General features: G+C 32.7%; 10 protein-coding genes. 5 read left to right on the forward strand and 5 right to left on the reverse strand.

Going from position 1 to position 13,617, the window contains the following annotated elements; translation table 11 throughout:
• Positions 1-92 precede the first annotated feature (92 nt).
• Complete coding sequence (locus tag HGP29_RS25375) at positions 93-563, forward strand: hypothetical protein (RefSeq protein ID WP_168885271.1); 471 nt, start codon at positions 93-95, stop codon at positions 561-563.
• Positions 564-687: 124 nt separating this feature from the next.
• On the opposite strand, the gene HGP29_RS25380 is transcribed toward HGP29_RS25375, so the two are convergent.
• Positions 688-2,223 (reverse strand): sulfatase-like hydrolase/transferase, encoded by a 1,536-nt coding sequence (locus tag HGP29_RS25380; protein WP_168885272.1) that lies wholly within the window; start codon positions 2,221-2,223, stop codon positions 688-690.
• Between the two features lie 485 nt (positions 2,224-2,708).
• Between HGP29_RS25380 and HGP29_RS25385 the strand changes: the two genes are divergently transcribed.
• Positions 2,709-4,133: a sulfatase-like hydrolase/transferase gene (locus tag HGP29_RS25385; RefSeq protein WP_168885273.1), complete on the forward strand. Its 1,425-nt coding sequence runs from the start codon at positions 2,709-2,711 to the stop codon at positions 4,131-4,133.
• Between the two features lie 279 nt (positions 4,134-4,412).
• Here the strand turns inward: HGP29_RS25385 and HGP29_RS25390 are convergent, their stop codons facing one another.
• The 3 genes from HGP29_RS25390 to HGP29_RS25400 all read right to left on the reverse strand — a co-directional run bounded on the left by HGP29_RS25390 (position 4,413) and on the right by HGP29_RS25400 (position 7,409).
• Positions 4,413-4,883 (reverse strand): hypothetical protein, encoded by a 471-nt coding sequence (locus HGP29_RS25390; protein WP_168885274.1) that lies wholly within the window; start codon positions 4,881-4,883, stop codon positions 4,413-4,415.
• A gap of 106 nt (positions 4,884-4,989) precedes the next feature.
• Positions 4,990-6,027, reverse strand: coding sequence for a cytochrome d ubiquinol oxidase subunit II (cydB, locus tag HGP29_RS25395; protein WP_168885275.1), 1,038 nt, complete (start codon positions 6,025-6,027; stop codon positions 4,990-4,992).
• 2 nt (positions 6,028-6,029) lie between these two features.
• Positions 6,030-7,409 (reverse strand): cytochrome ubiquinol oxidase subunit I, encoded by a 1,380-nt coding sequence (locus HGP29_RS25400; RefSeq protein WP_168885276.1) that lies wholly within the window; start codon positions 7,407-7,409, stop codon positions 6,030-6,032.
• A gap of 219 nt (positions 7,410-7,628) precedes the next feature.
• On the opposite strand from HGP29_RS25400, the gene HGP29_RS25405 reads away from it, so the two are divergent.
• Both HGP29_RS25405 and HGP29_RS25410 read left to right on the forward strand, forming a co-directional pair.
• Positions 7,629-9,287 carry a DUF6377 domain-containing protein gene (locus tag HGP29_RS25405; RefSeq protein WP_168885277.1) on the forward strand — a complete coding sequence of 553 codons (1,659 nt, stop codon included), beginning with the start codon at positions 7,629-7,631 and terminating at the stop codon, positions 9,285-9,287.
• 234 nt (positions 9,288-9,521) lie between these two features.
• A complete protein-coding gene (locus tag HGP29_RS25410) occupies positions 9,522-11,009 on the forward strand; it encodes a glycoside hydrolase family 30 protein (RefSeq protein ID WP_168885278.1) in 1,488 nt (495 codons plus the stop codon).
• A gap of 289 nt (positions 11,010-11,298) precedes the next feature.
• Here HGP29_RS25410 and HGP29_RS25415 read toward each other — a convergent pair whose 3' ends face one another.
• Positions 11,299-11,841, reverse strand: a complete 543-nt coding sequence (locus HGP29_RS25415) for a DUF3944 domain-containing protein (protein ID WP_168885279.1) — start codon at positions 11,839-11,841, stop codon at positions 11,299-11,301.
• Positions 11,842-12,011: 170 nt separating this feature from the next.
• Here HGP29_RS25415 and HGP29_RS25420 point away from each other — a divergent pair, with 170 nt between their 5' ends.
• A complete protein-coding gene (locus tag HGP29_RS25420) occupies positions 12,012-13,331 on the forward strand; it encodes a DEAD/DEAH box helicase (protein WP_168885280.1) in 1,320 nt (439 codons plus the stop codon).
• Positions 13,332-13,617: the final 286 nt, after the last annotated feature.

The raw sequence follows: 13,617 nt of genomic DNA on the forward strand, positions 1-13,617 counted from the left end.
ATAGTAATAAGTTACAAACTTATGACATAAACAAATTCGTAGTGACACTGCGTTTAACACTACGAATAGAGTGAAATTTCATGAAAATTACAATGGATTTGAAACACCAGAAAAATAACATTCTTAATTCTTTTATTGATGAAACTATCGAAAAAGGATATTGGGAAAACTTTAATGATATTCATATTGATGATATTGATGAAGAATATTCAAATAAAACATCATGGGTTGAAGGTGGGTTAAAATGCTTAAACGATACTAAAGGATACCTTGAGAAAGAATATAAGGATTTTACTTCTTTCTTAATCATTCCATTAGAATCATATGTTACAAAAGTCGGTGTTAATTTTAAAGATGAAGAAACTTTAATTAGAGAATTAAGTTATACACCACCTTCGTTGTATATATGTGAAAAAGGGTGGGATAATTTAAAACAGACATTAGATTATGGTATCCTATTACAAAATGATATAATAAAATTTAAGGACTTTATTTTTTATCATGTTGAATATAAAATTGATGGAGATTCTGAGTTCAGAAGATCAATTATTGTATGTTATTAAATAATACCTTAGGATTATATTCACATTTAAGTACTCAAAAAACATAGATACAAAAAATCACCCCAATTGCTCTAATCCTATTACAGAACAATTGAGGTGATCTTTTTATTTAAGGAAGAGAGAATTACATCTCAAAGTACTTGGCAAGATAAGTATCATTAGATTCCTTCATCCAGTCTACTAAAGCATCTTTTAGTTCTTCAACCTTAGCTTTGTATTTTTTCTCATCAATCACATTTTCTAATTCCTTCGGATCTTTCTTCAGGTCATACAATGCATTTGGTCCTTCACTGTAGAAAACATATTTATACTGACCGTCTGTAATCATTCTACAGACATAATCATTTTTATGTGGATAAGTTCTTTCACAAACATTGTATTTACGCCATGAAGTCTTCTTTTCATTTACCAAAGGTCTTAGAGATGCACCTTGTACTTGTTTTGGAATTTCAATGCCACAATAATCAAGAATGGTAGGCATAATATCGATAATACTCACTTGATGCGTATCTTTCACCATCTTCTTGTTTTGCGATTGTGGTGCCTTAATAATTAATGGAACGCGTACTAACTCATCGTAGAAGCCATCTAAACTTTTACCCATCGCTCCAAATCTACCTTGAATATCACCATGGTCAGAAGTAAAAATAATCAACGTATTGTCATATTGACCTGTCTCTTTTAAAGAAGCGATAATACGGCCTACTTCTTCATCCATGTATTTCACTTGAGACCTGTAGATAGCCAGATATTCTTTAATACCTTCTTCGCCTACCAATTTACCCAATCTTTGGGCATCCATATTGTTTGCGTTCGGGTGTACTTTGTCCACTTCGCTCATGTCTACCTTCATCTTATCTCTATCATACATGCTAAAATAAGGTTCAGGCATGGCCCATGGAATATGTGGAGGATGGTAGCTGACAGTGATCATCCAAGGTTCTCCTTTTTTAGCTTTTACCGTTCGAATTGCTTCATTTGTAATCGAAGTATGCGGTAGTAATTCTACCGGAATAGAAGTTTCTCCAGTAGCTAAAATCCCTTTATGTTTCCATTTTGTTGCTTCTGTCGCTTCTGCTGCTTCTTTATATACTTTACTTTGATACAGCGGATATCCCCAAAGTTCTTTGTCAGATGGTTTCGGGTTGATCTTTGCCATTCCATCAACTAATTTTTGCTTGTAGTTTTTGCTCGCTTCATAAGAATGTGATTGACCTTTTAACAAACTACCTTTGTAACATTTCAATTCCTTTTTCTTACCGATATGCCACTTACCATAATGACCTGTAAAGTACCCTTCATCGTATAAAATATTTTCCGTTAAAAGGTATTCAATTTCCTCCACACCATGCTGTTTGTATTTGGCATTGGGTTTAGTCATTAAATTATTAATAATCGTATTACTGTGTGGGTACATTCCAGTAACAAATGTTCCTCTTGCAGGAGAACATGAAGGAGTTGTCACGATAGCATTACTGAAATATGCTCCATTATCTGCCAGTGCATTCAGGTTGGGTGTATCAAAACCTTTATCTACAAACTCAAGACCGTACCAAACATGTTGATCCGTCTGAATAAATAATACATTAGGTTTCTCTTGCCCAAAAGCATTCATAGCTAGTAAGCCAACTAAAAATGCAATAAGTAATCTCTCTTTCATCTGTAAAAAATTTACCTTTTAAATAAAAAGGGTAGTAGATAATAATTTCATTTCTAAACTCTCCTAAAAGTAGTTATGGATCAAAATTAAGAACCGTAGTTATGGAATGGGTTTAATGTTGTATCAAACTGATTTAATATTTGAGCAATGAAGAGATTTTACTACTCTTTTACAATAAAAGTATACCTCAAAACCATCATGTGTTTTCCTTTTTGTCTGAAGAATCAGGAAGTAGCATAGCTTATTAGAGAAATACTGATTTAAAGTTGGTGTAAAAAAAACTACCCTTCGGAGGAAAAATCTCTTTATGTCATTACATATAAATCAAATATCGTCATTTTATAACACAACCTTATCAATTCAATAGCACAAAATAAGCGATAGTGAAATTGTTAGTTAGAAGTTTCTTTTTTATCAAAAATGTGAGAAGCTCTATTGATATTGTATTACAATGATGTGGAAACATAAATGAATTATTACTTGAAATGAAAAAAAATATTCTTCTTGCAGCCTCACTGTTATCAGTGATGACTTTCTTTTCTTATACTTCCATAGAGAAGAAGAAACCCAAAAAGCCGAATGTAATCGTAGTCTTAGTCGATGACCTAGGATATAAGGATGTTGGTTTTAATGGTAGTAAAGAAATCCCTACACCTAATATTGACAGAATTGCTCATGAAGGGGTGAAGTTTACGAATGGATATGTATCGTATGCAGTTTGTGGTCCTTCAAGAGCAGGGTTGATTACAGGAAGATACCAAGACCGCTTTGGTTCAGGAAGAAATCCTCTTTGGGCTCCAAATGATATTGATCAAGGGTTAAGTGTCGACGAAGAAACTATTGCAGACGTTTTAGGAAGAGAAGGCTACAAAAGTATGGCATTAGGTAAATGGCACTTGGGAGCACATGAGAAACTGAGACCTTTGAAAAGAGGATTTGATGAGTTTTATGGTTTCCTGACGGGTGGCCATAAATATTTCCCTGAAGAATGGATCTTAAATGATATCTCTGAAATCAAACAACATAGTGATGCTTACAAAACAAAGTTGTTGCATAATAATACTAGGGTAGATGAGAAAGAATATTTAACGGATGCACTATCTAGAGAAGCTGTTCGCTTTGTAGATGAAAATTCAGATAAGCCATTTTTTATGTATTTAGCATACAATGCTCCACATGCTCCTTTACAAGCTACGCCAAAATACCTTAAACGTTTTTCTCATATTGAGAACAAAAAGAGAAAAACTTATTGTGCTATGGTTTCTGCTGTAGATGATGGTGTAGGTTTACTTTTAGATAAATTGGATGAAAAAGGAATAGCTGACAATACGATCGTTATTTTCTTATCAGACAACGGAGGGACTCCAAAGATTACAGCAGATAATGCTCCTCTAAGAGGTCATAAAGGTAATTTATTCGAAGGTGGTATTCGTGTTCCATTTGCTATGCGATGGCCAAATATGATTGCCAAGAATTCCGTTTATGAGCGCCCAGTTATTTCTTTGGATATTATGGCAACTGCAGTAGAATATGCGAATGCTAAACCAAAAAAACAATTGGATGGGGTAAACATTGTCCCTTATATCACAAAGGAAAAGCAAGGAGATCCGCATCAGTCTCTACGTTGGAGAAGTTTTGATAAGAAAACCTACACGGTACGTATGGGTGATATGAAATATATCCGTCTTTACAACAGAAAGACAAATAAGACGAGACAAGAATTTTATGACCTTTCTAAAGATATTTCAGAATCAGACAATTTAACATTACCCAAAGAGCAGAAAAAAGAGTTGCAAAAGGAATACGATCAGTGGGTAGAGCAGATGGTTGTACCCAAGTATCTAGGACTTTTACAAGATAAAAAATACTCAGAGTTAAATCCTGACCGATTTAATGTTCTTGCGTATTAAAGATCCAACGTTATATCAATTCACCTAAATAAAAAGACCTACTCTTAATAAGGGTAGGTCTCTTTGTATCTATTTTATGTCAGTTTATTGTTCTTTAGTCATTTGTAAAACACCAATAAATTGATTTTCAATAGTAAAATCGATAAGCCATTAAACTATGCAGACTATTATTATTTAGAGGCTTTATTGAGAAAAAAGGAATATGATATGAATGATAAATTGGCTTTTGTTATTGATTAGCTGATAAAAATAAAAAGGGTAGTTTTTAAGCTGCCCTTTTTATTTATGGTATTGAATACTACCATTTCTCTTATATCTATTAATTATAGATTCCGATTTTATAGTTGATTCTTTATTGATGTAAACAGATTTTGATACATCATCTATATTAATTACCGAAGTATAAATAAGCTTTTCACTTAATGATGAAAGGACTTCAAGCACTAGAATTTCACTATCTAATTGAGCTTTTTCGAGTTGAATTGAAAATGTTCCTTGTAAATTGGAATATCCACAAGTAAGCAATTCCAGCTTATCATTGTTTGGCTTTAATACTTCTATATGATAAAGAGTAGGTTCTTCTGTTTCTATCGATCCTGATAACTTTATTCGTTCAACTTTTTCGGTAAGACTAACTATTTTAATCTGCTTCTTTTGGTTGATATTTTGTTTTACCAAGTAAGAAAAAAGTACTAAGGTAAAACAGAATAATACCCCCAGAAAGAATAGTTTTTTAAAGGGGTGTTTCATATTTGCTGATCACTAATAATTTATATCACAAAATTAAATCGTATTTATCAGCAAACCTTTCAAATTTCAATTCAAAACTATCAAAAAACAGTTATTTATACTAAAATTAATAGGAGTGTTCATCAAGTTTCACTTTACCCCAGAATACTCTATATACAATAAATGTGTAAGTCAATACTAAAGGCGTACCTATTGCCGCAATAGTTAACATCAATTCTAGACCTTTTTCTGAAGCAGCAGCATTATAGATAGTCAGACTATTTGCCGGATCATTGGTAGCAATTAATAAAGAAGGATATAATTGAATAGCTACCATTATTAATAACAGGCTAAAGGTGAGTGATGAAAATACAAAAGCCGATAAATATTTCTGTTTTTTAGCTAACCTTGGAATATTGGCAATACTTAAAACAGCCAATACAGGTAGTATAAATAACTCAGGATATTCTTTAAACCTTTCTGCCAAATGAGGTAAGAAGATTAAAGTATACAAACTCATGATAATGTACATGATGATAAAACCAATCATACACTTTTCTAACATCTGAACGACATGATCAAATAATTTACCTTCTGTTTTTAAAGAAAGGTAGATTGCTCCATGCATCATCATCATAGCTAAAGTAGTTAGCCCTACAATAATAGAATAGGGGTTCAAAAACATCCATAAGTTTGGTTCAATGGCATCAAAATTCTCATCCAAAGGAAAACCTTGTAAGACATTACCTAATACCACCCCTAACAGAAAAGCGATCATTGCACTTGAAATAGAGTAGGACACATCCCACATACTTCTCCACCATTTCATAGGTTCTTTACTTCTAAATTCTATTGAAATAGCTCTAAGAATTATAAACCAAATAAATAACATAAATGGTATGTACATGGCTGAGAATAATGTCGCATAGAAAACAGGGAAACCAGCAAATAGAGTTCCTCCTCCAATCACAAGCCATACTTCATTACCATCCCAGACTGGACCAACAGCATTTAATGCTATTCGTCTACTTTTATCATTATTGATAAATAAGTGCATAGCACCTGCTCCTAAATCGAAACCATCTAAGATTCCATATCCTGAAAATAATGCCCCTACTACAAGATACCAGAGCGTAGGGTAATCTAATCCTAAAAATGTCTCCATAATTAATCTTTTGAGTAGAAGTTATTAATGTCTTTTTGATGTATTCTATGATCGATCAATTCACTATCATCTGGACCATGTTTGATTTTCTTATTCAATAGGTAAATAAATAAGGCAAACAATAATGTATAGATGAAGGTAAACATGATCAATGAAAACAATACTTGTTCTGCTCTAACAGACCTTGATAAGGCATCTGAAGTTCTCAATAAACCATAAACCACCCATGGTTGACGCCCCATTTCGGCTGCAAACCAACCAAATTGATTCGCTAATTGAGGTAAGATCACTGCAAAAACAAAAATCCATAAGAGCCATTTATGATTGTATAATTGATTCTTCCATAGTAAAAAGGAGCCTATTAAGGACAATCCTATGAGCATCATTCCAATGCCTACCATCAGATGATAAAATTGAAATATGGCATTTATCTGTGTCGGTTGATCATTTTCATCAAAAGCATCAAGACCTTTCACTCGGGTATCAAAGTTTTGATACAACAGGAAAGACAACCCTCCTGGCACTTTAATACCATAGACTTCTTTACTTTCTTGATCTACCCAACCAAATAAATACAAATCAGCGGGGTCCTCAGAATGATAATGTCCTTCGAATGCGGCTAATTTTGCGGGTTGATTTTCTGCAACTCCGTCAGCAGAAAGGTGCCCCAAGAATAATTGAACTAAGGAGAAAACAGTAGCAGCTGCAAGGCCAATTTTTATACCTAGTTTAGAAATCTCTTCGTGTCTATCTCTTACTAAGTAATAGGCATGTACACTTATAAATAAGAATGCTCCAGCTAAAAAAGCTCCGACCCACACATGAAGAATACGTTCAACACTAGAAGGGTTAAATACCATTGCCCAGAAGTCAGTGATTTCTGCTCTAGCTTCCATACCTTCTCCAACTATATGATAACCAGCAGGTGTTTGCTGCCAACTATTTGCGACCACAATCCAAATGGCAGAGAACATAGAACCAAGAAAAACACCCACTGTGGCGAAAAAGTGAGTGATAGGTTTTACTTTATTCCAACCAAAAAGTAATATTCCAAGGAAGCTACTTTCTAAAGCAAAAGCGAAAATACCTTCGGCAGCAAGTGCAGAACCGAAAATATCACCTACATACCTAGAATAGGTGGCCCAGTTTGTCCCAAACTCAAACTCCATAACGATACCGGTAGCTACACCAATACCAAAAGTAAGTGCAAATATTTTGGTCCAAAATCTAGTGAGAATTTCATAATTTTTGATTCCTGTTTTTAGGAACATGCCTTCTGAGATGACCAGCATCAAACCGATACCTATACTCAATGGGGGATAGATATAATGAAAGGATACTGTAAAGGCGAATTGAATACGAGATAATATTTCTACATCCATAATTGGTTTGGAGCGTAGTTATAGTTAAATAGATTATTTTATAAAGTTAAATTCAAAAATCTAACATACAAAAGACTATTTGTAGATTGTTATTGTTTCTTGTTTAATCATTATTCTTTGATGAATAAATGCTGTTTATATAAGTGATTTTTTGAAATGTATTACAACATTAATATCATGAACTAAGATTAGTTATCTTGCAGCATTAACCTAGCACATATGGATCGATTTAAATATATAATCACTTTAGTTTTTTTCTGTATTCCTATACTATGTTGGTCTAATGATGAATTAGAGGATCTATTTCTTCAATTGGATGAAATTATTCAGCAGATCCCTAGTTTAGATCAGAAAAAGGAAGAAAAAATTAAGAGCTTAAAAGAGGCATTAGCGCTTAACGAGAATTCATTGAAAGAAAAGTACTTTCTAGCAGAAGAACTCTTTTTGGCATATGAGTTTTATAAATTTAAAGAGGCGATACACTATGCTTTCCTTCAAAGAAAATTGGCAAGAGAATTAAATGATCAAGATTTAATAAATAGAAGTAATCTTAATCTATCAATCCTACTTATCAATTCAGGAAGCTACGAAGAACCTGCCACAATTATGCAAAAGATCGACCGACAATCACTTAATGATGATCGATGGAAACAGTATTATGAGACGCAAAAAACATTATACAATCAATTATTTGCTTACACTCCAACCATAGAACTAAAAGAGGTCTACTTGAAAAAGTACCTTAGTTATTGTGATACCTTATTGAACCTTGTCTCTGAGAATTCAGATAGCTATTTAGATATTAAAGAGACTTTTGCTTTAGATAAAAGAAATCTATTAGATGCTAGAAAAATAAGTTCACTCCGTTTATCGAGAACTAGTATAGGAGAGAGGGTTTACTCAAAAGCTGCCTACATGCGGTCGCTCACCTATGAGTTAGAACATGATGATTTAAACCAAAAAAAATACTTAATACTATCCGCCATTTCTGATATTAAGGGGAATATTAAAGACAATGCCTCTATAGCTTCTCTAGCACTAAAATTATACAACGAAAATGAGATAGAACTTGCTTATAAATATATACATGTTGCTAATGAAGATGCATTGTTTTTTGGTTCGAAATTAAGAGCCATCCAATTGGGTAACGTTATGCCATTAATTTCAAAATCGTATGAAGCCCAATTGCAAGAAAAAAATAATATACTGCAATTGTATACGATCTTAATTAGTGGTTTAATCATCATAGCTCTTGCTGCTGTTTTCTTTAGTCTTCAACAATTAAAAAAGTCTAGAGTCGCAGGAAAAGAATTAGAATCCACAAATCATGAATTGGGCGATGCTGTTGAAAACCTCTCAAAAGCAAATTCACAACTTAGACAACTGAGTATAGATTTGAAAAACACATCACATATAAAAGAAGTCTACCTCGGTGAATTCCTAAAAATATGCTCTGATTATATCGACAAACTTGAACATCAGAATATACACGCTCAAAAAATGTTAGTCGGAAGAAAGTATTCTAAATTTCTTGAAGAGTTAAAAAATCAAGATGTTCGTAAAACCGAAATGAAAGATTTTTATCAGAATTTTGATCAGACATTTCTGTCCATTTACCCCAATTTTATTGAGCAGATAAATGATCTTATCGATGAAAGTGCTCCTGTTATTGTAAAACAAAAAAGTCTTCTAAATACTGAATTAAGAGTTTTTGCTTTTATCAGATTGGGAATTTCTGATTCACATAAGATAGCTAAGTTATTAGGAACGTCCGTTACAACGATATATAATTATAGAGTTAAGCTCAGAAATAAAGCTAGAGGAGATAGAGATCTTTTTGAGGAACAAGTGATGGAAATTGGCAATAGTGAAGACTAGAAAATTAGATTTTAGTAGTTATTTTAAATATAAAAATCACTACTAATTTCATGTGTTGAAAATTATATATAACACTGTATATCAATATATTAATTTAACTAATTCACTACTAAAATACTACTCAAGCTTTACTTCGCTTTAAATTCCTTGTTGTTTTGTCTTGTCATCAGATAGTTCAATAACTATTACTACCTATGGCAAGAAAGTATTTACAATTTTGACAAGGAATAAAGTATGAAAAGGATTTTAACAACAGCTTTAGCCGCTGTATTACTTATCGGATGTGCTAAAGAAAATCAACTTCCAAAGGAAAAAGAAATAACCGACTTAAGTTCTTCTACACCTAGTAAAGTTTCTGTATTTACTACTGCAAAAGATACAGAGCTAAAAATGTCTAATACTGGACAAAGTGAATTTAAAAAAGCTGATCAAGCTAAAGAAAACGAAGTCTCCATCTTTATCAATCCGGAAAAGCAGTATCAAGAGTTTTTGGGAATTGGTGGTGCAATAACTGATGCCTCTGCGGAAGTATTTGCGAAGCTTTCTAAAGAAAAGCAAGAGGAATTATTGAATGCATATTATGGAGAGGACGGCATCGATTATACGATAATTAGAACTTCAATTCATAGTTGTGATTTTAGTTCTGGAAGTCATACATATGTAGAAGAAGGTGACAAAGAATTAAAAACTTTCGACATTGAGCATGACAGAAAGTATCGATTGCCAATGATTAAGAGTGCCATTAAAAAAGCTGATGAGAACCTTACTTTTTATGCCTCTCCATGGTCACCTCCGGCCTTTATGAAAGGGAAAAAAGATATGTTACAAGGAGGATCTTTACTCCCTGAATATTTTGATTCTTGGGCGAACTATTATATCAAATTTATACAAGAATATGAAAAAGAAGGTATAGATGTTTGGGGCGTAACGATTCAAAATGAACCAATGGCTGTTCAGACTTGGGAGTCTTGTATCTACAGTGCAGAACAGGAGCGTGATTTCTTAAAAAATCATTTAGGACCTGCATTTGAAAAAGCTGGGTTTGCAGATAAAAAGATTGTTGTATGGGATCATAATAGAGACCTAATTGTCAACAGAGCAAATACAATTTTCGGAGATCCTGAAGCTGCAAAATATGCTTGGGGTATTGGTTTTCACTGGTACGAAACTTGGGCAGGTGGGGAACCTATGTTCGATAATTTAGGCATTGTCAAAGAAAACTTTCCTGATAAGCAATTATTATTTACTGAAGGATGTAATGAAGGATTTGATGCTTCTAAATATCAGTATTGGCCTAATGCAGAACGCTATGGTAAATCGATGATCAATGATTTTAATAAAGGTACTGTAGGTTGGACAGATTGGAATATTTTATTAGACCAAAATGGCGGACCAAACCATGTAGGTAACTTCTGTTTCTCACCAATCCATGCAGATACTGATAAAAATGAATTGATATTTACACCATCATATTATTATATCGGTCACTTCTCAAAATATATTAGACCAGGAGCAAGAAGAATTAGTACTGCTGTAAGTAGAAGTGTTCTTGAAGCTACTACTTTCCTAAACACAGATGGAAGAATGGTATCTGTTGTTATGAATAGTACTGATGAACCTATCTCATATGCAGTATATGTAGACGGCCAAGAAACTCAAGTAGAGATTCCTGCTAGAGCAATTCAAACACTTTTGTATTCAAATGACCAGAAAACTATATAGATTACCATAATAAGGGCAAAATAAGACTACTATAAATAAATAAAGTAGTCCAAGAAAACCTTTATTAAAATAAAACCCCTTACATTAAAGTAATGTAAGGGGAGTATGTTTTTTATGATATGTTTCCATATCATTGATTCTTTACCCATATCTAATATAGGGATTCCAAGATTATTTTAGCAAATTTTTTGAATCATTTATTCAATATTAATTTTATAATCTTCAGAAAATCAAGCATAAAAAAAGAGCTTATTTTTCAATAAGCTCAAATTATTTATTGTAATATCTTTTATTTATTCACTTTTACTACATCAGTATTATTCTGATTATTGGTCTGTTCTAACCGTAAAATACTAATATATATTACTGCTGGAACTATGGCTCTATAAATAGGAGATGTCATTACTTCTTCATTCATTGCTTCAGCTAATAATACATCAAAAGGCATAGAATAAATCCCTGCATCTTGTATTCCTAAAGCTCTATCGTTTAATGTAAGAATTAACTCTTCTTCTAATTGTTCTGCTGTTTCAAAACCCATTATTTCAATATTCTGTACAATCATAATATCGACAAGAATATCTCTATAGTCTCTTAGGTTTTGTCTTAACAGGTCCCCAATAACATCATTTGATTGGTATTGTAATTCCAACGCAATACGGTCACTGTACTTATAATAATCTGTACCGTAGATTTCTGATTCTAATGAATTGCTCAGCCTTTCTCTCTTTCTGTAGCTTCCATCTATTTCTAATGTTAGAATATTATATAAGAACTCTAGTTGTTTATTGGAACATTGATCTAAAAACCACAGATCTGAATCAGTACGCATATTCATAGAATCTTTTTTGTTATTTTTGAAGTTGAAACACACTTAATTATACTTTAAACAATCTTAAAAGATTATTTTGTTTACGTTTGTTCATTCAGGTTAACGTATAATCACAGAATAAGATGTGTTTTTATGCATTTCACTTCTACTTTCGATCAAAATTTTAATACATGATCAAAAAGCCAAACATCGAACATATTAAAAAGCACTTAGGGTTTGAAGACTTTAATGCAATGCAGAAAGATACATTATCAGCTGCTCAGAAAAGTAACGAAATCGTTGTTCTTGCTCCAACAGGGTCTGGAAAAACAATTGCATTTCTCTTACCTATAGTCACTAGAATTGATCCTAATACAGAAGGTGTTCAATGTATTATTGTTGCTCCATCAAGGGAACTTTCTTTACAAATTGAACAGGTTTGTAAAAGTTTGGGTACAGGATTGAAAGTAAATTGTTGCTATGGAGGACATTCCGTTAAAGTAGAAAAAAACAATTTGTCTAATCCTCCACATATATTAGTTGGAACACCAGGTAGATTAGCAGATCATATCGATCAGAATAACTTTGATTATTCTTATGTAGAAAACCTAGTGCTGGATGAATTTGATAAAGCATTAGAGTTTGGTTTCCATAATGATATGTCATTTATCATTGAGGAACTGAGAAGTATAGATTTTAAAATTCTCACTTCTGCAACAAAGAGTGATGAATTACCAGAGTTTACTAAAATTAAGAACCCTGAAGTAATTGACTATCTGGAAGGACAAGTACCTAAAAGACTATCATTACATGTAGTTAAAGCTCCCGGAAAAGATAAACTTTACGAACTATTAAAGCTCATCTATTTCTTAAAAGCAGAACCGATGCTTATTTTCTGTAACCATAGAGAGGCAGTGAATCGTATTAGTGAATTGCTGAAAGAAAAAGGTGTGGCACATGAAGCTTTCCATGGCGGTCTGGATCAAGAAGAAAGAGAAAGAGCGTTAGTGAAATTTAGAAACGGCTCTGCCAATGTTTTTATCACTACAGATTTAGCAGCTAGGGGTCTTGATATTCCAACCATCAAACATGTGGTTCATTATCAATTACCTCCAAAAGAAGATGCATTTATCCATAGAAATGGCAGAACTGCAAGGATGGAAAAAGACGGTGATGCATATTTGGTTTTATCCGATGAGGATAACTTACCTGAATATATTGAAGATAATCCCAATGAATTAAAAGTACCTTCAGGACTAAAAGAACCACAATTACCGAAGTGGGTGACATTATATTTATCTGGTGGAAAGAAGAATAAGATAAATAAAATTGATATTGTTGGCCTGCTGATGAAGAAAGGAAAATTAGAGAAAGATCAGTTGGGATTAATAGAAGTAAAAGACTTTATTTCATTTGCGGCGGTGGATAGAAAAATAGCTTCTGAACTTTGTAACAAAGTCAACAAGGAGAGAGTGAAGAAAATTAGATTAAAAGTGGATATTGCTCGATAAAAAATAATTCACTGAAAACATGATATTTATAAAAAAAGATAAATAATCTTTTACATTTATTTAGAAGATATGTTCGCATTTTTGTACTTTTATATACGAAATGCGAACAGTCTCTAACTTGCTGCGAAACTTAGAGATGTGAATACTCAAATCCGCTCTCTCTTTAATCTATTTTTATTAGATCTCTAATCTCATTTTTTAATGAGTTTTTTTTTGCCCAAATTTTCAATTTACTAAAAAATCATTGATTCAACTTTTAGGCATTTTTGTTCAACTATATCGAAGG

It is taken from the genome of Flammeovirga agarivorans (assembly GCF_012641475.1).
GTDB classification, from domain to species: Bacteria; Bacteroidota; Bacteroidia; order Cytophagales; family Flammeovirgaceae; genus Flammeovirga; species Flammeovirga agarivorans.

Excerpts from the sequence above, each read along its gene's own strand:
- HGP29_RS25375 (WP_168885271.1), top strand. The coding sequence starts at position 93 with ATGGATTTGAAACACCAGAAAAATAACATTCTTAATTCTTTTATTGAT.
- HGP29_RS25380 (WP_168885272.1), bottom strand. The coding sequence starts at position 2,223 with ATGAAAGAGAGATTACTTATTGCATTTTTAGTTGGCTTACTAGCTATG.
- HGP29_RS25385 (WP_168885273.1), top strand. The coding sequence starts at position 2,709 with ATGAAAAAAAATATTCTTCTTGCAGCCTCACTGTTATCAGTGATGACT.
- HGP29_RS25390 (WP_168885274.1), bottom strand. The coding sequence starts at position 4,883 with ATGAAACACCCCTTTAAAAAACTATTCTTTCTGGGGGTATTATTCTGT.
- cydB (WP_168885275.1), bottom strand. The coding sequence starts at position 6,027 with ATGGAGACATTTTTAGGATTAGATTACCCTACGCTCTGGTATCTTGTA.
- HGP29_RS25400 (WP_168885276.1), bottom strand. The coding sequence starts at position 7,409 with ATGGATGTAGAAATATTATCTCGTATTCAATTCGCCTTTACAGTATCC.
- HGP29_RS25405 (WP_168885277.1), top strand. The coding sequence starts at position 7,629 with ATGGATCGATTTAAATATATAATCACTTTAGTTTTTTTCTGTATTCCT.
- HGP29_RS25410 (WP_168885278.1), top strand. The coding sequence starts at position 9,522 with ATGAAAAGGATTTTAACAACAGCTTTAGCCGCTGTATTACTTATCGGA.
- HGP29_RS25415 (WP_168885279.1), bottom strand. The coding sequence starts at position 11,841 with ATGCGTACTGATTCAGATCTGTGGTTTTTAGATCAATGTTCCAATAAA.
- HGP29_RS25420 (WP_168885280.1), top strand. The coding sequence starts at position 12,012 with ATGATCAAAAAGCCAAACATCGAACATATTAAAAAGCACTTAGGGTTT.